The sequence below is a fragment of the Streptomyces olivochromogenes genome, assembly GCF_001514115.1.
Classification (GTDB): domain Bacteria; phylum Actinomycetota; class Actinomycetes; order Streptomycetales; family Streptomycetaceae; genus Streptomyces; species Streptomyces olivochromogenes.
The window spans coordinates 50,642-72,632 of sequence record NZ_KQ948467.1 but is presented as its reverse complement, the minus strand read 5'-3'; the positions used below and the strand labels follow the sequence as shown (position 1 = coordinate 72,632).

Sequence of the window (21,991 nt, the reverse complement as noted above, 5' to 3'; positions counted from 1 at the left end):
TCTCGCGCTCACACGCGTCACGCGAGAGACCAGGAACCCCATGCCAGTGCAGCACCGCAGCCGGTCCGAAATATTGGCCTACGCAGCGATCGGTATGGAACCGCCGCCCTCGATCGCGCTGCGGAAGAGCGATCCGAGGCAGGCGGGCCCGTACCGGTTGGAGACGGTGCTCGGCAGCGGTGGCATGGGCCGGGTCTATCTCGGCCGGGACACCACCGGCGGGGCGGGTCTGGCCGCGGTCAAGGTGATCCGGCCCGAATACGCGGAAGACCCGCTGTTCCGGAAGCGTTTCGAGCGGGAGGTCGGCGCGCTGGACCGCGTCAAGGGGGCGCACATCGTGCGGCTGATGGGCAGCGGCTGCGATGAGGACCTGGTCTGGGTCGCCACCGAGTACATACCGGGGCCCACTCTCTCGGACGTCGTCACCGAGCGCGGCCCGATCGACGCGGCGGCGGCCTGGCGGCTGCTGGCGGACGTGGGGCGTGCGATCGAGGCCATGTGGCGTGCGGGGCTCGTTCACCGCGACCTCAAGCCGTCCAATGTGATCCTGGGGGCCGACGGTGCCCGCGTCATCGACTTCGGTGTCGTCCAGGCCGGTGACGGCACCTCCCTCACCGCCACGGGCCAGAACGTGGGGACCCCCGCCTACATGTCCCCGGAACAGACCAGGGGTCTGGTGGTGACCGCCGCCTCCGACGTCTTCTCGCTGGCCTCCACCCTCACCTACGCCGTCGCGGGGCAGGCGCCGTTCGGCGAGGGCACGGGGGTCGACGTCCTGCACCGGGTGGCCTTCGAATCGCCGCGGGAAGAAGTCCTCGACAAGGTGGCGGACGTCGATGCGGAACTGGCCGCGTTCATCCGCACCTGCCTGGACAAGGATCCCGAGCAACGGCCGTTACCGGAGACGGTGTTCAGGACCGCCATCGGGCACCAGTTGTCGGCGCCGACCGGCGGCCCCTCACAAGTCGCCCGCAAACGTCCCTCCAAGCGTGCGCCCCTCCACGGCGAGCGGTCCGAGGCGCTTCCCGCCGCCGCGCCCTCCGCCCCGCCCGCCGAATCCGCCGCACCCGGCGCGACAGCCGCCCCTGCCGCGTCCAGGAAGCGCAAACGGTTGATAGCGGGGGCCGCGACAGCGGCCGTCCTGGTCGCCGCGGGCGTCACCGTGACGCTGCTGGGACAAGGCGACAGCCGGACGTCGGCGGCTCCCCGGCCGGAGACATCCCCTGCCGTGTCCGGAAACCCGACCCCGACGCCCGGTGTCTCCAAGAGCGCGCCCACCTCCGCACCGCCGACGACGGACCGGGCGGCGGGCAAGCCGTCGAGTCCGGCCGAGACGCGCAATCCCACGACCCTGGACCTTCGGTCCGCCGCCTGCACCGCCGAGATCGTCTCGGGAGCCCACGGCGACTGCGTCAAGGCCCTGCAACTGCTGCTCGCGGGCTACGGACTGCACGTCACGGTCGACGGGCAGTTCGGGGAGGCGACGGTCACCGCGCTCAAGGCCTTCCAGGCCGAGGCCGGGATCGCCGTGAACGGGAAGGCCGGCACGGCGACCAAGAAGCTGCTGTACGGCATGGCGCGCGGGCCGGTGCGGGCCGGTTCGCTGACCGTGACCGAGAGCGTCGCCGGCGCCTCGGTCGCCAGGTGTCTCGCCGCCCGCACCGGGGCCACGGGCGGGGACGGCCCGAACGTCCAGGTGTGGACGTGCAACGGCACCGCTGTCCAGAAGTGGGCTCTGCATCGCGTGCCCGGTCAGAGCTCCCAGTACATCGTCGTCAATCAGGGCAACCACCGCTGCCTGGACGCCGACCTCGGCACCGTCGGCCAGAACGGCCAGAAGATCCGCGCCAGGAACTGCGACGGGCTGAGCGCCCAGCGGTGGCGCCTCGGCGACTCCGGTCCGTCCGGCGGCCGGACGCTGGTCAGCGTCCCGGACGGCTTTTGTCTGGACGCGGAGGCCACCTCTTCCGGGAAGGACGGTCAGACGGTCCAGGGCTTCGGATGCGCGGGCAGTACCAACCAGGTGTGGAGCTGGTCCTGATACACCGTCAGGAGGGGTGGCCCGCCCTTCAGCGGTCGTCCACCACGTCGGAGGAGACCTCGCACGCGTACAGGCCCGCCGAGCCTCCGAGGACGACGCGATGCTCGTACGGGTGGAAGGAACAGGAGGACAGATGGCCGTCCACCCTGAGTCGGCACACCTCGGCCGCCGTCCCGATGTCCCACAGATGCGCCGTTCCGTCCATGGTGACGGCCACGAGATTCATTCCGTCCCATGACACGGCCACGGACCACATCGCGGATCCGTCGCCCTCCAGGACATGGCGTGGCCGTCCCGTGGTGGGATCCCACAGGAGCACATGCCCGTCGTAACCGGCGGTGGCAAGATGCCGTCCGTCGTGCGACCAGCACACCGCGCTCACCGAACTCCTGTGTCCCGGCCAGAGGTCGATCCTCCCCGTGGGACGTCCTACGGGGTCCAGGTGGATGACACGCACCTCCATCGACGAGGTGGCCGCGATCAGCCGAGAGCCGTCGGGGGCGAACGACAGCGCGTTGACACTGGCCCCCAGCGGGGTGGTGTGAACTCGTTCCCAGGTCTCGGTCTCCCACAGCACCACGTCGGTGTCGGCGGCCGCGGCCCATCGTCCGTCAGGGCTCCAGGCGACCGCCGCCGCGTAGGTCAGCTTCCTCGCGAGGGTACGGATCACCTCGCGCCGGCCGGCGTCCCACAGCAGGACCCTGCCGTCGTCACCGACGCTGAGCAGCCGGCCTCCGTCCGGCTCCCAGGCCATGGCCCTGAGGTCGCCGTCATGGGCCCGCACGGCGTACCGCGGCCATGCGGGGAGTTCTCCGATCCCCCTGTCGGTCACCATCAGTTGGCCTCCGGCGTTCCCCGCGGCCAGCGCGCCGGTGGGTGACCAGAGCACGGTGTTCACCCGCTCGGCCAGTCCGGCGTCCGGGGCGGAGTGCCGGTCGAGGATCCAGAGCCGTACCGCCGGTTGACGGCTGCCCACGGCGATCCGGTCTTCGTTCGGTTGAGGCGCGATCGCCCGCACCTGGACGCCTCGGGCGGAGAAGGTGTCCTCGAGTTCCAGGAACGGTCCGTCGGGCTGCCGGGTGAACTTCCAGACGAAGACAGTCCCGTCGTTGTCGCCCGCGAGCAGCGCGTCCCCCGACGACGTCCAGCACAGCGACTGGAACCACGCCGCCCCGGGACGCGCCTGTCCGGAGATCCGGGCCACGACCGTGGCGCTGCGGCGGTCGATGACGGTCACGGTCGCCGAGTGGCCGATCACGGCCAACAGGTCGCCGTCGGGATGCCAGTCCAGCGCCTGTACCGACGGTCCGCCCGTGTCGACCGCGGTGGGCTCGGCCTCTGTCGCCGCCCGCTCCCAGAGGTGGACCCGGCCGTCGGCGAGACCGACGGCGAGCCCTCCGCGCTCGTGCCACCGCACAGCCGTACAAGAGGTGTCACGCGGGCCGGGGAGCGGCGGTCCCAGGCCGGCCTCGTCGTAGGGCTCGTGCCACATCCGTACCTCGTTACCGAGGACTACGGTGACGGCCCGGGAGTCGGGAGTGAAGGCGACCATCACGCGCTGCTGGTCCTCTTCGGAGAGGGCGAGCCGCCGTGTGATCCGGTGCTCGGAGGGATCCACCAGGACCACCTCGCCACGGTCCGTACCCACGGCCAGGGTGGAGACGTCGGGGCTCCAGGACAGGCTGACCACGGAGCCGTCGCCTTCGCCGGCCACGTCCACCACCGCGTCCGCTCGTTCGTCGTCGACGCGGCGGATCCTCAGCGTGCCGTCTCCGCTGCCGCTGACCAGCACCCGGCCGTCCGCCCGCCAGCACAGTGCGTGCACGGGTCCCGTGTGACCGGTCAGTACCCGCCACAGCCGCCCGTCCGGATCGTCGGGGAAGGGTTCCGTAGCGACGAGCCCGCCGCGCAGGACCTCGCGCGTGTGATGCAGTCGTCGCCCGACCTCCTTCCATGCCAGACAACGGCTGTGCAGGGTGACTGCGAGATCGAGGCGCCGCACGTGACCTGCCAGGAGATGAGCCTCTCCGTGGACCAGCGCGCCGAGTTCCATGGCGAAGCGGTCCATTCCCAGGACCGGGAACATCGAGTGGTAGCGCGCCGCTTCCGCCTCCAGGGCGGCCGGACCGCTGCGCCAGACCCGTTCGACGAGAAACCGGAAGTCGGTGGTGGTGTGGTGGAGGTCGGTGGAGGCGAGGGCTCCCGCGAGGTGGTAGGTGACGTTGTCCAGGAACGCGGGATCGGCGCCAGGTGCGGCCAGGGCGTGCCAGCCCGCCCCGCCGCACAGCGCGGCCTGCCCCTCCAGCAAGGTCTGATGTGCCTGCCGGACTGCTTCTGGGTCGCGGCGGCGCAGGACGTCACGGATGACGTCGTGCAGCCGTACGCCCTCTCCGTCGTGCTGGACCAGCAGGGAGTGCTCATTCAGCCGCTCGCACTCGAGGCGCGCGGTTAGTCTGCTCACTCCCCAGAGCCTGGCGAGCCAGCGGTAGGGGATGTGCTGGTCCTCCGGGAAGCAGGCCATGGCCGCCAGCCGCCCGAGTGAACCGCGGCCGGTGCGCGGGATCCGGGCCAGTTCGTGGAGGCTGAGGTCGACCGTGGCTTCCACCGTGCGGGTGCCGGGGGCCGGATAGGCGTCGAGGGGGCCGGCCAGACCGTACCGGTCCAACTCCTCGGCCATCTCGGACACGACGTCCGGCAGGGCCATCCCGCTGCGGTGAACCATGCTGCGCAGTACGCCGTTCAGCAGTCTCAACGCCAGTGGCCAGTTGCCGGAGCGCTCGAACAGCGGGAGCAGCGTGGTGTTGTCCGCTCCCTCGACTCCCGCTGCCAGCAGGTTCAGGGACTGCGCGGAGGACATGCGGTCGATGCGGATCAGCGGCGCCGACGCGTCCAGCACCCCGGGTCTGCGGGTGGTCACCAGCCGGACGCAGCCGCTGCCGCCCCGGAGGAAGGGTTCCACGTCCTCCCGCCGCCACACGTCATCGACCACGAGCAGTACGCGGCGGCCCTCCAGCGCCGCGCCCAGGTGTTCGCCGGCCGCCTCCACCGTGGCGTAGACCGGGGGTTCGGTGCCCGTGAGGAGCGTGATGAGGTCGCGCGCCCAGGCGATGATCCGCTGGCGCGGCGGGTCCTGGCCGAGCTGCGCCCACAGCACACCGTCCGGGAAGGCGGCTCGCACCTCCGGGTGGTGACAGACCCAGGCGGCGAGCGTGGTCTTCCCGAAGCCTCCGGTGCCGTGGACACCGGTGACGGAGGAGGTCAGGCCGACGGCACGGTGTCCTTCCGTCGGTACCCGCTCCCCCGCCGCGGCGGCCGCCAGGAGGGAACGGAGCAGGTCGGTGCCTTCCGCGGGCCGGTCGACGAAGTCGGTCGGCACGGCGGGGGCCATGTGCGGGACGGGGGGCCGGTTCACCGGTGGTGCGGCGGCGTTCGCCGATGGTACGGCGGCGTGGGCGTCGGGCTCTCGTACGGCGACGGTCGTGGCCGGGGTGGTCGTGGACGCGCGCCCTGCCGTACCTGCCTGCGACGGGGGCGAGACCGCGGGCGCGGACGAGGGCGGGATCACCCCGTGCCGCGACAGCAACTCGCCGCCCGCATGGGCCGCCAGACGGAAGAACCTCCACCTGCGGGCCTCGCCCAGGTCCTCGTAGGTCGTGAAGCGCAACGCCGTCGCCAGGACGGACAGCAGCAGTTGGTCCCACCACAGAGCCTGCCAGCCGCCCGATGCCACGTCGGTACAGGCGGAGTGCAAGTCATCGACGAGAAGCGCCAGTTCGGGCACGATGCGCGCCACATACGCGTCCCTCGGATCGACCACGTGGCGCAGCAGGGCGAGCTCGTGCTCGTCGATCAGGCCGGTCGGCGCTTTCTCGGCCAGGACCGACAGCATCAGTGTCGCCACGTCCCGGGTGAGCGGGGCGTCTTCGGCGAAGGTGGACAGGTCGATGAGCCGAAAGGCGTCAGGACGCAACGTGCCCCTGCGCGCGGGTACCAGGGCGTTGTGCAGATGCAGGTCGCCGTGGGCCAGCCCGTGCACGACCGGGATCCGCGGGTCGGGCAGTTCGGCATCGGCGACGGTCATGGTCAGCGGGTTCGGCAGGACGATGTCGCCGATCTGGATCCACGCCGTGCCGGGGCGCAGGTTCTCGATCCCGGCGCCGTAGGCCCGGGTCGAACCGCCCTCGGCGACCGACGTGTCGAGTTCTCGCCGCAGGAACTCGGAGACGCTCACGAGTTCGGTGTCCTTGGACTCGAGTCCCTGGTTCCAGTGGGCGACGAGGCCGGTGACCACGGTGCGAAAGGTCGACCGCAGGTCCTCGTCGTTCAGCTGCGCCATCGTGACGACGTTACGCAGGTCGTCACCGGCGGGGCTCTGGAACGTCAGCAGCCGTCCGTCGCCCACCGGGTGCGGCGGGTAGAGCTGCTGGGTGAGGTGTTGCCGGGCGAAGTCGCCCCGGAGTTCGGAGGCACGTCGCGCCCGCGTGTGGGCGGCGTGTTCCGCGCGCTGATCGGCGGGACACAGCTTGATCACGACGATTCCCGGACCCGGTGTGATCGTCACGGCTGCCAGCACCGCTCCGGTGTACCCCTTGCCGGACGGGGCCCACTTGGGGCGCAAGGGCCGCACGGTCGCCGGCACGTTCTCGGCCCACTCGGCCAGTGCCCGCGCCGAGCGCTCGTCGCCCAGGTACTCGCTGAGCTCCTCCACTCCGCTCTGGGCGTCCTGCGCCGAAGTGCGCGCTGGCCCCGGGGCCGGTTCAGGACTCATCGTCACCCCGCGAAGGCACCGGCAGGTCGGCCTCGGCCGCCGGACAGGACACGGTGAACATCAGATAGCCTCCCCCGCCCGCGAGGTACACCATGTCGCCCTGGACGGTGACGTCGTTGACGGTGAAGGGCAGCAGCAGCCGTACCGGTGCGGTGTCGTGGCTCGATCGGTCCAGCCGGAGCAGCTCCACGCCGTCCTCGACGGCGTAGACGACGAACGGCCGACCGTCGGCCGTCCGGCCGGCCCTGGGCGGACCGACAAAGGCGTCGTGTGCACGCGACCGGTGGACCACGGCGCCCGACTGGCCGCCGGTCTCCGGGTTCCAGACCTTCAGCCCGCAGGCGTCGTCGGCGCTGTGGCCGGTGACCACGACCGGAGGCGACGCCGCCACGACGGTGGCTCCGATGACGCGTGCGTCGTCCCTCGTCAGATCGTGCACGAGCGAGCCGTCGAAGGCGTCGTACACCACCAGACCACCGTGGGTGTCGCCCGCCAGTACCCGCATGCCGTCGCCGCCGGGCACGGGCATGACGACCGTGACCATGCCCAACTTCTCGGCGAGGGGCGGCAGTGCCCGGGCGGGCCCGTCGTCGCTCCATGACCAGCGGACCAGCAGGCCGCCCTGGGTGCCCGCGACCAGGACCGGGTCGGAGCCGGGCGTGGACACCCACGCGAGGCTGATCACGTTGCGGGCGGCCTCCGACAACGGCCGACCCGAGGGTGTCGCCGCGGGCACGTCCAGGTCATGCATGTCGCCGCTGGCCGGATCCATCACGCGGACCTGCCGGCGGTCGGCCACGGCCAGCAGTACCCGCCCGGGACGTTCGAGCACCGCGAGCCGGCCGGGTGCCGTCAACTCGCGTTCCAGCAGCACTCCCGTGCCGGGTTCGAGAGCGAAGACCTGCAGCAGCGTGGCCGAGGTCACGGCGATCCGGCCGCCGTCGGGCCCGCTCCACCCGACGACCGCGAAGGGGTGGCCCGTGGGAATGGGCAACGCGCCCACGGAGCGGCCGCTGCGGGCCGACCAGAGGTGGATGCGGCCGTCGTCGCCGAGCGTGGCGAAGTCGGGCGACACCCCGTCGACCGCGATCAGATGGGCGTCGGCGTCGTGCAGGTCGTACGCCTCCGGGTCCTGGCTGACCTCGTCGAGCCGCCACAGGTCCGCGCCGCTGTTGTGCCCGACCGCCACATAGCGTCCGCCTTGGCGCAGTGCGCCCATGGCGAGGGCGTGGGCGGTCGAGCCGACCAGTGTGGTCGAGTCCCGGCCCGGGCCCCATTCCCACACCCGGATACGGCCGACGGTGTCCACGGCCACGATCGCCGGCCGCGGCACACCGGCGGGGCCGATGTGCACGGCGTGGACGGACATGCCCGCGTCCTGCAAGCGGCGCGGCGGGGTGTGCTCGTCGCCGTTCCACAGGTCGACCGCGCCGCTGACGTACCCGAGCGCGATGCCGGATCCGTCCTCGCCCTCCCAGCTCGCGGTGCAGACCGGGACCTCCGGGAAGGGCCATGGGCGCGTGCCGGTCGACGACCGCCACAACAGGGCCTCCTTCGAGTGCAGGCCCGTCGTGATCAGCAACACGCCGTCGGCGCGGTCCGGTTGCAGTGCCGCGAGCTGGATGTTGAAGGCCGCGTCGAGGTCGATCGTGTGGCGCAGGCGACCGGTGTCGGGCTCCCAGACGGTGACCCTGCCACCGGCGGCCACCGCCAGCACGTCGGTGCCGTCGCGGTCCCGCACCACGGTCGCCGTGGTGATGGGTTGACGTCCCGGCTCCCACTCCACGGGCAGCACGAGCACCTCGTCGGTCCGGCCCGGGCGCCAGATGCCGACGTGTTCGTCCGTCCATCCGGCGAGGAACGCCTCGCCGTTGCCACCGACGCCGTGGACGAGGCCGCGGCGGAAGTCCACCGGGTGTTCGGCCCGCAGCGCGCGCGTCGTCGCGTCCCAGACCCGGACGCCGCCGTCCCGGCCGGCCGTCGCGACGACGGGGAAGCCGTCGTCGTCGAGGTAGGCGGTCATGGCCCACACCTCGGCGGCCCCGGTCAGTATCGTCTCGACGAGCGCGCCCGAGTCCGGGTCGCGCACGTCGAGGAAGCGGCCGCCCGCGATGAAGAGCAACGGGTCGCCGTCGCGGCTGTCCGCACACGCCAGGGCCGACACCGGCGCGCCCTCGGCCACCGACTGCCGCAGCGCCTCGTGACGGACCCGGACATGGGTGACGGACACCGGCATGCCGGCCGCCGCGGCGAGCGCGTCGGAGAGTCCGTGCCGGTTCATCACGGTCGCGGCGACCGACAGCAGAAAGCCCCGTCCCGACGGGGAGGCTGTCCGCAGCCGGTGCAGGTAGGGGCGCAGCAGTCGGCTCAGGGAGACCAGTCGTTGTGTTCCCGAGGAGACCAGTGCCTCGTGCAGCCGGTCCGGGTCGCAGTGCGTCAGCAGCCCCGGGTCGTCGGCCAGGGACGTGAGCTCGCCGCCCTGGCGCGCGTGTTCGGGCAGCGCACGCCGCAGATAGGCCGACGCGCGCTGCCACTCGCGCATGCCGTCCGCGACCAGCGTGTCGAGCAGCGCCCCGGTGATGGCCCGGTGGGCCGCCGTGCGGTCGCCGCGTCCGGTCAGGAACGACTCGGCGAGCGCCTCGTGGTGGAAGCGGTAGGCGCTGGGGCCGCCTGCGTCGACCTCCATGACCAGGTGGGTCGCCACGCGCTGCTCCAACAGCGCGGTCACGTCCGCGTCGGCGAACGTGCGCCCGTCCGGATCCAGTCGGGTGGCCAGCAGCGCCCACAGGTCTGTCGCACCGGCCGTTTCGCGGGTGAGTCCGATGCCTTCGGCGAACGCGAGCGGGCGCAGCAGCGCCAGTTGTCGGTCGGCCTCCTCCACCCCGTAGAAGGCCTCGATCTCCTGACGCATCGCGTCCCCGATGCGCTGCGGGAACTGCCGACGCCACGCCGGGCTCTGCGCATCGGCCGGTGCGCTGTCCAGCGTGTGCCGGCGGGCGACATGCGCGGCCAGCAGGAAGGAGTGGCGGGCCTGGGTCTCGATGGAGCGGGCGAGCACACGGCGCGCCCGCGGGCCTGCGGCGTAGATGTTGGGGTTTCCTCGGTCGTTGACCTCGACCGAGAGCAGCCGCTCGCAGTACTCGGCGATGTCACCGGTCTCCAGCCACGGTGCTTCGCCCACGTCCACGACCGTGCCACCGTCCCCGACGAGGGGCCCGATCAGGTCTCCACGGGGTGCCAGTACGTCCGTGGGGTCGTGCCCGACCGGCCGGCTCCTGGTGGCGATCAGCAGACGGGGGCCGCCGGACCGGGCCTGTTGGACCAGGGGACGCAGCAGTTCGGCGACGATCCGGTGCGGGTCGTACGCCTCGTCCAGGCCGTCGAGGGCGATGACCGGCGGCAGCGCGCCCGTACCGGAGCTCTCGGTCACCTGCTCCAGGCGGGCCTTCACCTCCTCCACGGTGAGTTTCGTCAGACGCATGGTGAGGGCGAAACGGAAGTCCTCCGGCGCGGTCTCCGCGTGCCGGAAGGCGCCGGGATGCCCACGCAGCCGTTCCCGCAGGTCCGGTACGGTCGCCACCACCGTGCGCGCCATGACGGTGCTCTTGCCCGACCCCGGGGCTCCGGTGAGGACGAGCACCGGTTCGGCCGGGTCGGCGAGCCACTCGGTCACCCGCTTGTTCAACTTGCGGCGTCCGCTGAAGAACCAGGCCGACTCGCCGACTCCCGTCGAGGCCCGCGCCGTGGGCTCCCACCAGGACGACATCTCGCCGGGGTCGACGCCTGCGAGATGGTGCCGGAGGTTGGGCAGGCAGCGGTTCGGACCGGCCGGGCTCGGCGAGGCGACCCGGATCGCGTACCCGGGCGGGGCGGCCGCGCGCAGCCGGTCGGCGAACTCGTCCAACGCCAGGTAGGGCTGGTCGCGCGGCGTGTCGTCGCCGACGGTCAGGGCGTGCGCCCACGCGGTGGCGAATCCCGCGCCGGGCTCGCCCGCCGAGCGGACCGCGACCACCAGGTGCAGGCCTCCGGAGCTGCCCTCGCCCGCGCCGAGGTCCGACATCATCGCGGTGGCCTCACGCGTCACGTCGTCCGGGTCGGCGCCGCGCACGTCGAGCACGAGCAGCAGGGATCCGGCCCCTTCGCCCGGGGGCCGTTCCCGCAGGCCTTCCAGCAGCGAGGTCAGCGGCAGGGTGCCGCGTTCGTGCCCGGGCCGGGAGCGCGGAGTGTGCAGGACCAGCTGGCGCGGCCTGCCCGCCGTCGCCTCAAGACGTTCGACCACGCCGGTGACGTAGACCGTGACGGCGTCCTGCGGTCCGGTCCGCGCCAGCCGTTGCGCGATCAGGTCCCTCGGGATCTGCGGGCCGGTGAGGGGCACGACGACGTCGCCCGCGCTCTCGTATCCGATCGCGCGGAACGAGCGGACCGCCGTCGTGACCGTTTCCCGCACCGCTCCGGATTCCTCGTCCTGGTCGTCGCCAGATACGACGACCAGCAGGGATCGGTTGAACCCGTCCTCGACACGCAGCGGTTCGGCGGCCCCCTCCGGTGGGCGGCTCGCACTGGTCCTCGTGCGAGGTGCCGCCGTGACGGCCACGCGGTCGATCAGCCGCCGGACCTCGGGTGCGCGTACACCCCGGGATTCCAGGAACGCGGTGCCGGCGTGGGCGGCGAGGCGCAGCAGCCACCAGCGGGCCTCGGCGTCGACGTTCTCGAAGGACAGGTGGAGGAGGGCGGTGGCGACCAAGGAGAGCAGGAGTTGCTCGGACCAGTTCTCCTCGAACTCGGCCTGGAGGAAGGCGGGCCTGGCCGCGTAGCGCACGGCGTCGACGAGTGCGGTCGCGTCGGAGGGCGGGGCCCCGGCCGCTGTCGCGGTGCGGTCGACGAGGTAGTGCAGCAGTGCCTCGTTCTGCGCGGGCGTCCGGGCGGACAGCAGGCGGACGACGGAGGAGACCGTCAGCATGGCGAGGTCGGCGCTGAGCGGGGCGGCCTCGTCGAACGTCGACAGGTCGACGAGCCGGAAGGACTCGTGCTCCACTCTCCCGTCGACACGCGGCACGAGCACGTTGTCCTCGTGCAGGTCCCGGTGGGTCAGCCCGGCGATGAACTGCACACGGTCGTCACGGCCGACCACCGAGCCGTCGAGGAGGGCCAGCGGATTGACCAGAGGTCTGTGCGGGCCGTCCTCGGCCGTCTCGATCCAGCAGGCGCCGGGGTCGAGCAGCGTGGCATCGACACCGAGAGCGTCCGCCAGGTCGGTTCCCGCCGCGGCGGAGGTCGCGTCGAGTCCGTCCCGCAGGAAGCCGGACACCGTCAGCTCGTCCAGGTGCCAGGCGGTCTCCTCGGTCCAGTCCCGCGTCAGCGCCCGTGCGACCGCAGCGGCCGTCAGGGCCCGGTCGGCCGGGGCGAACTCCGACATCGGACGGCAGCGGGCCAGGCTCGCGCCGGCGATGTTCTGCAGCAACAGCTCGCCCCCGCCCGGCAGTCCGATCGGGTCGCCTTCCATGGAGACCAGGTGGCGGGCGGCGAAGTCGGCCGGAGACATCTCCAAGGCGGCGTGATGGCGTGCGCCTTCGCGACGTCGGCCGTCCGCGGGGCAGACCTTGACGACGTATTTGCGCGGCCGCTGCGGTGCCGGCGGCCGCGAACGCTCCACCACCGCGGCGAGCCGCGCCCCGGTGTAACCCGCTGCCGTCCAGCGGGGTTCGGCCAGATCGACCTCCCGGTTCCGGGAGCTCGCCGCGGCGCGCAGCACCTCGGCCGCCTCGGTTCCGAGCACCGCCGTGAGGCGGAGCGTCGCTTCATCCCCCATCCGGCCGACTGTATTGCAAGCCGCGCTCGCCTGCGGGGTCGTCGGGATCTCTCCCGCGGCGCCGGGGCGATCCCTGCTACCGGTTGCCCGAAGGCTTACGCCGGACGGCTCCTGGGCATGTCCCCGGAGTCCGGCCGCATCGGACATTACGGATCTTCTGACTGTCAGGGGGGACAGCATGAGTCCACGGACGCTGCCGCCGATCGTGGAGCACCAGAACGATCCGGAGATGCTGCGGCTCCTGCGTGCCGCATCCGCCTCGCACGCACGTGCCCAGCGGCTCGCCTCCGGCCATGTCGTGGTGTCCACGGTGTTGGCCGTCGGCGCGGTGGTCGGCGTCTTCGTGCCCGTGGCGCTGACTCCGCTCAGCCTCGTCGGTCTGGTGTGGGCGGTCGTCTACGCCGTGGGGGCGAGCACCTGGACGAAGAACGAGTTCCGCAGGGCGGCCCTGCTCCAGGAGACCTTCGACACCAGGTTGTTCGGGCTTCCCTGGAACCACGTGCTCGTCAGCCGTGGGCCGTCCGCCGACGAGATCAGCCGGTTGGCGCGTCACTACCGTGGATCACCCACGAGACTGCGCGACTACTACGAGATCCAGGACCTGCCCCGCCCCTTCGACGTCGTCGCCTGCCAGTTGCAGAACCTCGGCTGGGGCTCACGCATCCGCCGCCGTTACGCCGGCTTCGTACGGACGGGGCTCGTCCTGTGGTGCGCGGCGGGAGTGCTGGTCGGCGTGCTGAACCGGATGCCGCTGACCGACGTTTTGATGCACTGGTACGTCCCCTCCCTGGGACTCCTGCTGCTGGGCGTCGACACCTACCAGGCGCAGCAGGACACCGTTGCCGCGCGGGAGCACGCGCGAAAGGCACTGCTGACGCGGACCGAGCAGTACGCGCGGGCCGGAGCTCTCGAGGCGCAGGCCGCCGGGATGCTGTCGCTGGCGCGGCAGGTGCAGGACGTGCTGTTGCAGACCCGGCTGACACAGGCGCGGGTGCCGAACTGGTTCTTCAACCGCTTCCTGGACACCGACCGCGCGGACTTCGCAGCCGCCATGGATGAACTCGGCCGCCTGGTCGCCACGCCGACCACCGCCTCAGGACAGGGCTGACCCCGGAGCCGCTGTCCCGGAGCCCGCACACTGCGCGGCCGTCAGACGTGTGGCCGGTCTCCCGTCTCCTGGTGCGGGAACGACTGGTCGGCGCCCGGAAGGACGGGTGCGGGCAGTGTCGCCACTTGCGCCTTCGCCTTCTCCAGTTGCTGCGCCGTGTCGGCGGGCAGGAGCGGCGGCAGCGGCTGTGGCTGCGCGAAGCGGAAGGCCGAGGTGAAGTCGCCGAAGGCCGCGCGGCGCCAGGCGCTGATGTTCGGTTCCTGGACGCCGGTGAACTGTTCCAGGAACCGCAGGGCCGAGGTGTGGTCGAAGGCCTCCGAGGCCACCCAACCCCCCACCGTCCAGGGCGAGACGATGATCGCGGGGACTCGGAAGCCGCCTCCCACGGGCAGTCCCTGGACGAACTCGTCGGCGGTTCCGGGCGGAGGCGTAGGTGGCGGCACATGGTCGAACAGGCCGTCGTTCTCGTCGTAGTTCAGGATGAACGCGGTCTTGCTCCAGACCTTCGGGTTGGAGGCGATCGCCTCGATCTTCGACGCGACGAAATCGGCGCCCGCGGCGGGCAGGTAGTCCGGGTGTTCGGACTGAAAGCTCGTCGGCATGATCCAGGAGACGGCCGGCAGGCGGTCGTTGCGCGCGTCGTCCTCGAACGTGCCCTCCGGCTGCGGGCGTACCCCGCGCTCGTACAGGTCGGACCCCGGCACGGCCGCGCGGAAGCTCGCGAACTGCTCCAGCATGTTGCAGTCGTAGTCGTCGTTCTGCTGGTACACCTTCCAGCTGATCCCGGCCGCCTGGAGCCGTTCCGCGTACGTCGTCCACCGGTACGGCGTCGGGGCCGTGTTCCCGGTGATCGGGCCGCCCCGTGTGCCGCCGGGGTCGATCGTGCCGGTCATCCAGTACAGCCGGTTGGGCCAGGTCGGCCCGAACACCGAGCAGAAGTAGTGGTCGCAGATGGTGAACGTCTCGGCGAGGGCGAACTGGAAGGGGATGTCCTCGCGGGTGTAATAGCCCATCACATACGGCCCGTTGACGCCGTCCGCCTTGCGGTGGGCCGGCAGCCAGCGGTCCATCCTCCCGCCGTTCCACGCGTCGTGCTGCACCGACCAGGCATGGCTGGTGGAGGGGATCGCCTGGGCGCTGGAGACGTGGGTGTCGAGGTGGAAGGGGAGCAGATAGCCCTTCGGGTTCACGGCGTCGGGCTGGTAGAACACCGACCGCCCGGTGTCGAGCTGCAGCGCGTGCGGGTCGGCGAAGCCGCGGACACCGGACAGGGTGCCGAAGTAGTGGTCGAAGGACCGGTTCTCCTGCATCAGCATGACGACGTGCTCGATGTCGCGGAGCGAGCCGTGTTCCCGCGGCCCGGCCGCGACGGCCTTCTGGACGCTCGGCGGAAGCAGGGAGAGTGCCGCGGCGCCGCCCAGTACACCGGCGGCCGAACCCAGGAGTCTGCGGCGGGTCAACCCTGTCATGAACACCCCTTCTTGAGGTTGCGTCAGCTCTCCGGCGAGCAGGTCGGTCCGCACGCGGACCGACCTGCTGGATCACTCTGCTCGGAGGCACCGGCGCTGGGGCGGAGGCGCACGGTGATCATGACGACATTGTGCGGCGAAGGGTTGGCCGAGCGATGACCGGCAGGGACGCTGTCGCAGGGAGGCAGGGGTTCGCCGGACCGGCGCGGGCGGCCTCAGTCGGACGTCGGGCGCAGGATCAGGCAGACGAAGCCGAAGGCGTCCCGGTAGACACTCAGCCATTCGGTGCGGTGGGTGGTGGCCGCCGCCAGCGCCTGCGAACTGTCCGGATCGTCGGGGTGGTCCAAGGCCCATGAGGCCAGTGACCCCGTCCAAGCCCATTCGTAGTCGTCGAGCTCCCGGCGCGTGCTGATGTGCCCGTCGACGGGTGTCCATCCGTCGGAGATGACGCGGTCCACGGTGGTCGGCAGGTCGGCGAGGTCGCCGAGCATCTCCACGGCCTCGGAGGAGGGATCCTGTGACCAGAATCCGTCACCAACCAGGACGCGGCCGCCGGGAGCCAGGTGCTTGCGTGCCGCCTCGAGGGTGGCGAGCAGGCCGCCAAAGGCATGCGTGGCGCCGACGCTGATCACCAGGTCGAACATGTGCGGGGCAGCGAAGTCCGCGGCATTCTCCTGATGGAGGACGAGGCGCTCTTGCAGGCCGAGGGTGCGCGCGGCCTTCTGAGCGTGCGCCAGCGCGCTCTCGGAGATGTCGACGCCCTCGGCCCGCAGTTGCGGATCCGTGGCCAGGGCGCGCAGCAGCCACTCCCCGCCACCGCAGCCGAGGTCGAGTACACGCGCGCCACCTCGCGGAATGCCGCGTTCCAGCAGTCGGCGCACCGAGTCGTCGTCGAGCGGGGCCGCAATCGGGTGATCCGCATGGGCCAGCCTGGAGATCTGTTCACGTTTCACCGGCGGAGCCTGGCACGGACACAGACCGCACGCACCTGCTTTTTCTCCGGGCCGCACCGAACGGATCGGTCGGATCAGACGCATCACATGGATCAGCCGGGTCAGCCGGATAGACAGATGGACGGGTCAGATGGATAGACGGATCGAACCGATGGGAAGGGCGTCGACTCAGAAAAGGACGGCCGCGGCGACCGAGGTCGACCCGGCTGCCGCCCGCCCATAGGCCGACGGCCGCCGCCGATTGTAGGCTGGCGGCCGCCACCAAGACCGGTGACCAGGTCCGGCCTTGATGTCACTCCGGAAGGGCGCCGCTCACCGGCGCTCGTCCCTCGCGACACCGACTCGTCCGCTTCACCCCACACCCCCACAGAGGACCGGATGCCGACCATATATAGACTTGTCAAGTACCTGACATCAGCGACGGCGGTTCTCGCGCTGCTGACCACGGCACCGACGGCGGTGGCCACCGTCCCGGAGCCCGTCGCCACCAAGGCCCTCCCCCAGGCCACCGCCGCGGCGGCCGACACCTGGCAGCCACCGCTGTCGACCCAGGGCCGGTACATCGTCGACGCCCGGGGAGACCGGTTCCGGCTGAAGTCGGCCAACTGGGACGGCGCTCAGGGCTCATGGACCGGAAGCGGCAGCATCACCGACCCCGCCAACCACCACGCCGGCCAGGACTCCTACGGCATCCCCCTCGGCCTCGACCGTGCCCCGCTTCCCGCACTGCTCGCCGACTTCCACGCACTGGGCATCAACAGCATCCGGCTGCCGTTCTCCAACGAGATGATCCACGCGACAGCGCCCGTCCCGGACGTGGCCGTCGCCGCCAATCCGCAGCTGCGCGGCAGGACGCCCCTGCAGATCTACGACGCCGTCGTGGCCGCCCTCACCCAGGACGGGTTCGCGGTCATCCTCAACAACCACACGAACACCTCCCGTTGGTGCTGCGGCATCGACGGCAACGAACGGTGGAACAGCAGCCAGTCCACCCAGCAGTGGACGGACGACTGGGTCTTCATGGCCCGCCGATACGCCACCGACTCCCGTGTCGTGGGCGCCGACCTCTACAACGAAGTACGCCGCGACGTACTGGACGACCCCAACTGGGGCTCGGGCGACGGGCACGACTGGTACTCCGCCGCCCAACAAGCCGCGGACCGCATCCTCACCGAGGGCAACCCCAACCTCCTCATCGTCATCGAGGGCATCAACTGGACCGGCGTCCCCGTCGACGGACTGCCGCACGACCGCCCCACCCTCACACCCGTGCGCACGCTCTCGCACACCCTCGTGGACGCCCACAAGCTGGTCTACTCCGCCCACTTCTACGGCTACACCGGCCCCCGGCACAGCGGCGCCACCGGAATCGGCGAGACCCACGACGCCCGCTACCAGGACCTGACCCGCGACCAGCTGTACCAGGTCCTCGCCGACCAGGCCTTCTACGTCACCACGGAGGGACAGCACTACACCGCGCCCGTGTGGATCAGCGAGTTCGGCATCGGCGCCAACGAGACGGGTAGCGCGGCCCGCACCTGGTTCGGCAACATCACCGACTACTTCGCCGACCATGACGCCGACTTCGCCTACTGGCCCCTGGTCGGCTGGGAGGGCCACGACGACTGGGCCCTGCTGCGCTACGACACCGCGGGACGACGGTACGGCATCCTCGACCAGGGCGACTGGCGCGGCACCGCCTGGAGTCACCTCATGACCGCTCCCACCCGTACCGGAACCATCACGCCGGTCCCTGTCTGGCGCATGCTCACCACCGACCACGGCGACCAAGTGCAGTCCCTGCGCGTACGGGCCGGCGGCGACTGGGATGCGGGGGCCTACAAGGCCGCCTGCCCCGACGGCCTGCGGCTGATCGGCCTCAGCCACACCTCCGGGCGCGGCCTGTGCACCGACATTACCGCCGGCGACCTGCGGGCCGCAGGCAACGCCCAGACGGTCGTCACCGACGAACGTCACGTCCCCGCGGGCGGCGACTGGGCCAGTGGCTACACCAAACTCCAGTGCCCCGCCGGACAGTTCCTCATCGGCTACAGCCGCCGCGGTGACCGCGTGTCGGCGGCCCTGTGCGCGCCCGGCCGCACCCCGCTGGGGGCCACCGGACGGACCGTCTGGTTCGACCGCTCCGACACCCGGCCCGCCGACCTGGCGGGCGGCGACTTCGCCTCCGGCGTGTACAAGGGCCAGTGCTCCGCCGACGAGTACGCCGCCGGTATCGCCTTCACCACCCGCGTGGGCAGCACCGCGGGCCCCGCCGCCCTGCTGTGCACTCCGCTGAAGCCCTGAGCCTCTGACCGACCCTCACCTCCGAATCGCCGCAGGTGGGTGTATCAGACGCGCCGCGGCCACGGCCCGACCGGGCCGGGGCCGTGTGCGGGGTTACCGTCGGCGGCATGGACGGTGATCGCCGAGGGTGGCGCCAGTGTTTGCTCAGCGGGGCGGTGTTCGTCGTGTGCATGGCCGGCACCACGCTGCCGACTCCCCTCTACGGCCTCTATCAGGAGAAGTTCGGTTTCTCCGAGCTGACAGTCACCGTCGTGTACGCCGTGTACGCCTTCGGGGTCATCGGCGTGCTGCTGCTGACGGGGAACGCCTCGGACGCCGTGGGCAGACGTCCGGTACTGCTCTGGGGCCTGGGATTCTCCGCGGCGAGCGCCATCTGTTTCCTGTGCGCCACGGGGCTGGGCTGGCTGTACGCGGGGCGGCTGCTGTCGGGGCTGTCCGCCGGTCTGTTCACGGGGGCTGCCACGGCGTACGTGATGGAGTTGGCACCGTACGGCGGCACCTCCCGGGCCACGTTCGTGGCGACGGCCGCCAACATGGGCGGCCTCGGCTGCGGCCCGCTGCTCTCCGGAGTGCTCGCGCAGTACGCCGCCTGGCCGCTGTACCTCCCGTTCGCCGTGCATCTTGCCCTGGTGGCCTGGTCGGCCGTCGTCCTGCTGCGGCTTCCGGAGACCGTGCGGGAGCGGCGGCCGCTGAGCACCGTACGACCGCAGCGGCCCGGCCTGCCCGCGCAGGTACGGGCGGTGTTCGGGCCCGCGGCGATCGCCTCGTTCGTGGGGTTCGCGCTGTTCGGGGTGTTCACGTCGGTCAGCCCGGCGTTCCTCGCGCAGTCGCTGAACGTGGACAACCACGCCGTCAGCGGGCTGGTGGTCGCGCTGGCCTTCTTCGCCTCAACCGCCGGGCAGCTCGCCGTCGGCCGGGTCGGGATGGGGCGATCGCTGCCCCTGGGCTGCGCGGCACTCCTCGCCGGACTGGCGCTGCTCGCGGGTGCGCTGCGGTGGGACCTGCTGGTGCTGGTGGTGTTGAGCGCGCTCGTCGGCGGAGGCGGGCAAGGGCTGGCGTTTCGCGCGGCGCTGTCCGCGGTGGCCGAGGCGTCTCCCGCGGACCGGCGCGCGGCGGTGATCTCGATGCTGTTCGTGGTGGCCTACGCGGGTATCTCGGTGCCGGTGATCGGTGTGGGGCTCCTGGCGGTTCACATCGGCCTGGAGGGCGCGGGGCTGGTGTTCATCGTGTGCATGGCCGTCCTGGTCTCGACCGCGGCCGTGTACCTGCTGCGGCGGCCGGTACCGGCGAGGACATGAAGCCAAGCGAGGACGCACCGATCGCCTGCGGTCTGCTGATCTCGGACGTCCTGCACGAGGCCGGGCTGCCCGCGGGCGTGCTCAACGTCGTCACCAACGACCGTGCCGATGCCGCCGAGGTGGTGTCCGCGCTGATCGCCGACGAGCGGGTACGGATGGTCATCTTCACCGGTTCCACGGAGGTCGGACGGGCCATCGGCGTCCAGACCGCGCAGCACCTCAAGCCCGCCGTCCTCGAACTCGGCGGCAAGAACGCCCTGCTCGTCCTGGAGGACGCGGACGTCGACTGCGCGGTGGACGCCGCCGTCTTCGGCTCCTTCATGAATGCTGGGCCGATCTGCATGTGCGTGGACCGGGTCATCGTGCACCGCGCGGTCGCCGAGCAGTTCACGGCCGGGTTCGCCGCCCGGGTCCGGGCCCTGCCGTGCGGGGATCCGGCCGACCCGGGCACGGCGGTCGGCCCCGTGGTCAACGCCGGCGCGGCCCAACGGGTCGCCGCGCTCGTCACGGACGCCGTGGCCCGGGAAGCGCGGCTGGCCGCGGGCACCGGGCAGGTCGAAGAGCCCGGCACGCTCATCCGTCCGGTCGTGCTCACCGGCGTCACCAAGGAGATGCGGATCTACTACGACGAGATCTTCGGCCCGGCGACCGTGATCCACGTGGTCGACAGCGTCGACAAGGCCGTGACGCTGGCCAACGACACACCGTACGGCCTGACCGCCGGCGTGATCACCGAGAACCTGGCGACCGGTCTGGAGGTCGCCCGCCGCCTGCGTACCGGCATCGTTCACATCAACGACCAGTCGATCGCGGACGAGCCACAGGCCCCGTTCGGCGGCGTGAAGAGCTCCGGCTACGGCCGCTTCGGCGGGCAGGCGGGCGCCGAGGCCTTCACCGACACCCGCTGGATCACCGCCCAGACCTCCGGCCACGCCCACTACCCGATCTGACATCCGCCGGACGAACCGATGTCGGGGCTCACTCAGGCGCCGCGTCGGGGCTCACTCAGGCGCCGCGTGATCGGCTGAATCGGCGTACGAGTGGGGCCTCGACCAGGGCGTAGAGCGCCCAGGACAGCAGGACCGTGACGGCGGCCGTGCCGACCAGCATCGCCACGCCTGTCGCCGTGGAGTACATCTGGTGGGTGCCGAGGGCCTTTCGGAGCGTGGACAGCGCTGTGTAGTGCAGGAGGTAAAAGGCGAAGGAGATCTCGCCCAGCCAGACCATCGTGCGGTTGCGGAACAAGGTGAAGCGGCCCTCGATGTCCGCGGTGGCCGCGGCCGCGATCAGCAGCGCGATCGGCAGGATCATCGCGGCGCGCTGACCGTAGAGATAGGGCACGTGGAAGGTCAGCACGTACCCGCCGACCAGCAGCAGGCTCGACCAGAACATGCCGATGTCGCGCCAGCGCCCGTGCTTCACGGCGAGCGCCACCAGGATGCCGAGGGCGAAGTCGACCATACGGACCGGGGGCAGCACATAGCTGAACCAGTACTGCGAGACCGAGAGGTCCTGGCCGCTGGGCACCCGTGGGGTCTTCGGGAACAAGGCGTACGCCAGCGCGGGGGTGGCCCACACCGCGGCGATCGCTCCGGTGATCCAGTACTTGAGGTGACGGGCGTCGATACGCCTGAAGACGCTCAGCAGCAGGGGGAAACTCAGGTAGAAGACGGCTTCCACGGCCAGCGACCAACTCGGCGAGTCCACACTGAAGTTGGTGAAGTAGCTGGGCACCCACACCTGAACCATGAACAGGTTGGCCAGGGAGACACGGGTGGAGGTGTAGGAACTGGCGAACAGCAGCATGGCGAGCGCCCAGGCGACCACATAGTTCGGGTAGATCTTGACGAACCTGCGCCGCCAGAACCCCGTGGTGGTGTCGCCGCTGCGCGCCGACCACGTCAGGACGAAACCGCTGAGTACGAAGAAGAACGACACGCCGAGGCCGCCGGCCTGCGAGGTCCAGTCGGCCAGGCGGTACTCGGTTCGGTCGTCGGACAGCAGCCGCAGCGGGGGTATCGGGAGGAAGGCGTGGTGGGCGAAGACGGCCAGCGCGGCGGGGAACCGCAGGCCGGTGAGGGAGGGCAGCCGGGAGACGCGGGGGCGCTTGGGCTCGGCGGCTCGGCCGCTCTCGTCGGCCGGCGCGGAGCCGGTCAGTACTTGCTCAGTGGCCACGGGATTTCCTTTCTCTAGTGTCGTCCTGCAGCGGCCCGCTCTTTGTACAGTCGCGTGCTCGTGGCT

10 protein-coding genes are annotated in these 21,991 nt (G+C 71.3%); 5 read left to right on the top strand and 5 right to left on the bottom strand.

The genetic code is table 11. From position 1 onward, the window contains the following. The first annotated feature begins 94 nt into the window (after nt 1–94). Nucleotides 95–2,041 carry a protein kinase domain-containing protein gene (locus AQJ27_RS35890; RefSeq protein ID WP_067378073.1) on the top strand — a complete coding sequence of 649 codons (1,947 nt, stop codon included), beginning with the start codon at nt 95–97 and terminating at the stop codon, nt 2,039–2,041. A gap of 28 nt (nt 2,042–2,069) precedes the next feature. On the opposite strand, the gene AQJ27_RS35885 is transcribed toward AQJ27_RS35890, so the two are convergent. Together AQJ27_RS35885 and AQJ27_RS35880 are read right to left on the bottom strand one after the other, a co-directional pair. Further along, nucleotides 2,070–6,809 carry an NB-ARC domain-containing protein gene (locus AQJ27_RS35885; protein ID WP_096240387.1) on the bottom strand — a complete coding sequence of 1,580 codons (4,740 nt, stop codon included), beginning with the start codon at nt 6,807–6,809 and terminating at the stop codon, nt 2,070–2,072. Next, nucleotides 6,799–12,618: a hypothetical protein gene (locus AQJ27_RS35880; RefSeq protein WP_159064463.1), complete on the bottom strand. Its 5,820-nt coding sequence runs from the start codon at nt 12,616–12,618 to the stop codon at nt 6,799–6,801. Before AQJ27_RS35880 ends, AQJ27_RS35885 begins: the two co-directional genes overlap by 11 nt. 178 nt (nt 12,619–12,796) lie before the next feature. Here AQJ27_RS35880 and AQJ27_RS35875 point away from each other — a divergent pair, with 178 nt between their 5' ends. Further along, complete coding sequence (locus tag AQJ27_RS35875; RefSeq protein ID WP_067378064.1) at nt 12,797–13,726, top strand: S-4TM family putative pore-forming effector; 930 nt, start codon at nt 12,797–12,799, stop codon at nt 13,724–13,726. A gap of 41 nt (nt 13,727–13,767) precedes the next feature. On the opposite strand, the gene AQJ27_RS35870 is transcribed toward AQJ27_RS35875, so the two are convergent. Continuing rightward, nucleotides 13,768–15,195, bottom strand: a complete 1,428-nt coding sequence (locus tag AQJ27_RS35870; RefSeq protein WP_067378492.1) for an alkaline phosphatase family protein — start codon at nt 15,193–15,195, stop codon at nt 13,768–13,770. A 215-nt stretch (nt 15,196–15,410) separates the two neighbouring features. Continuing rightward, nucleotides 15,411–16,148, bottom strand: coding sequence for an SAM-dependent methyltransferase (locus AQJ27_RS35865; RefSeq protein ID WP_067378062.1), 738 nt, complete (start codon nt 16,146–16,148; stop codon nt 15,411–15,413). 378 nt (nt 16,149–16,526) lie between these two features. Between AQJ27_RS35865 and AQJ27_RS35860 the strand changes: the two genes are divergently transcribed. The 3 genes from AQJ27_RS35860 (at nt 16,527) to AQJ27_RS35850 (ending at nt 20,700) form a co-directional block, all read left to right on the top strand. Next, nucleotides 16,527–18,452 (top strand): glycoside hydrolase family 5 protein, encoded by a 1,926-nt coding sequence (locus AQJ27_RS35860; protein WP_067378059.1) that lies wholly within the window; start codon nt 16,527–16,529, stop codon nt 18,450–18,452. A gap of 107 nt (nt 18,453–18,559) precedes the next feature. Then, nucleotides 18,560–19,750, top strand: a complete 1,191-nt coding sequence (locus tag AQJ27_RS35855) for an MFS transporter (RefSeq protein WP_067378056.1) — start codon at nt 18,560–18,562, stop codon at nt 19,748–19,750. After that, nucleotides 19,747–20,700 (top strand): aldehyde dehydrogenase family protein, encoded by a 954-nt coding sequence (locus AQJ27_RS35850; protein WP_067378053.1) that lies wholly within the window; start codon nt 19,747–19,749, stop codon nt 20,698–20,700. Before AQJ27_RS35855 ends, AQJ27_RS35850 begins: the two co-directional genes overlap by 4 nt. A gap of 55 nt (nt 20,701–20,755) precedes the next feature. On the opposite strand, the gene AQJ27_RS35845 is transcribed toward AQJ27_RS35850, so the two are convergent. Continuing rightward, nucleotides 20,756–21,925, bottom strand: a complete 1,170-nt coding sequence (locus tag AQJ27_RS35845; protein WP_067378050.1) for an acyltransferase family protein — start codon at nt 21,923–21,925, stop codon at nt 20,756–20,758. Nucleotides 21,926–21,991: the final 66 nt, after the last annotated feature.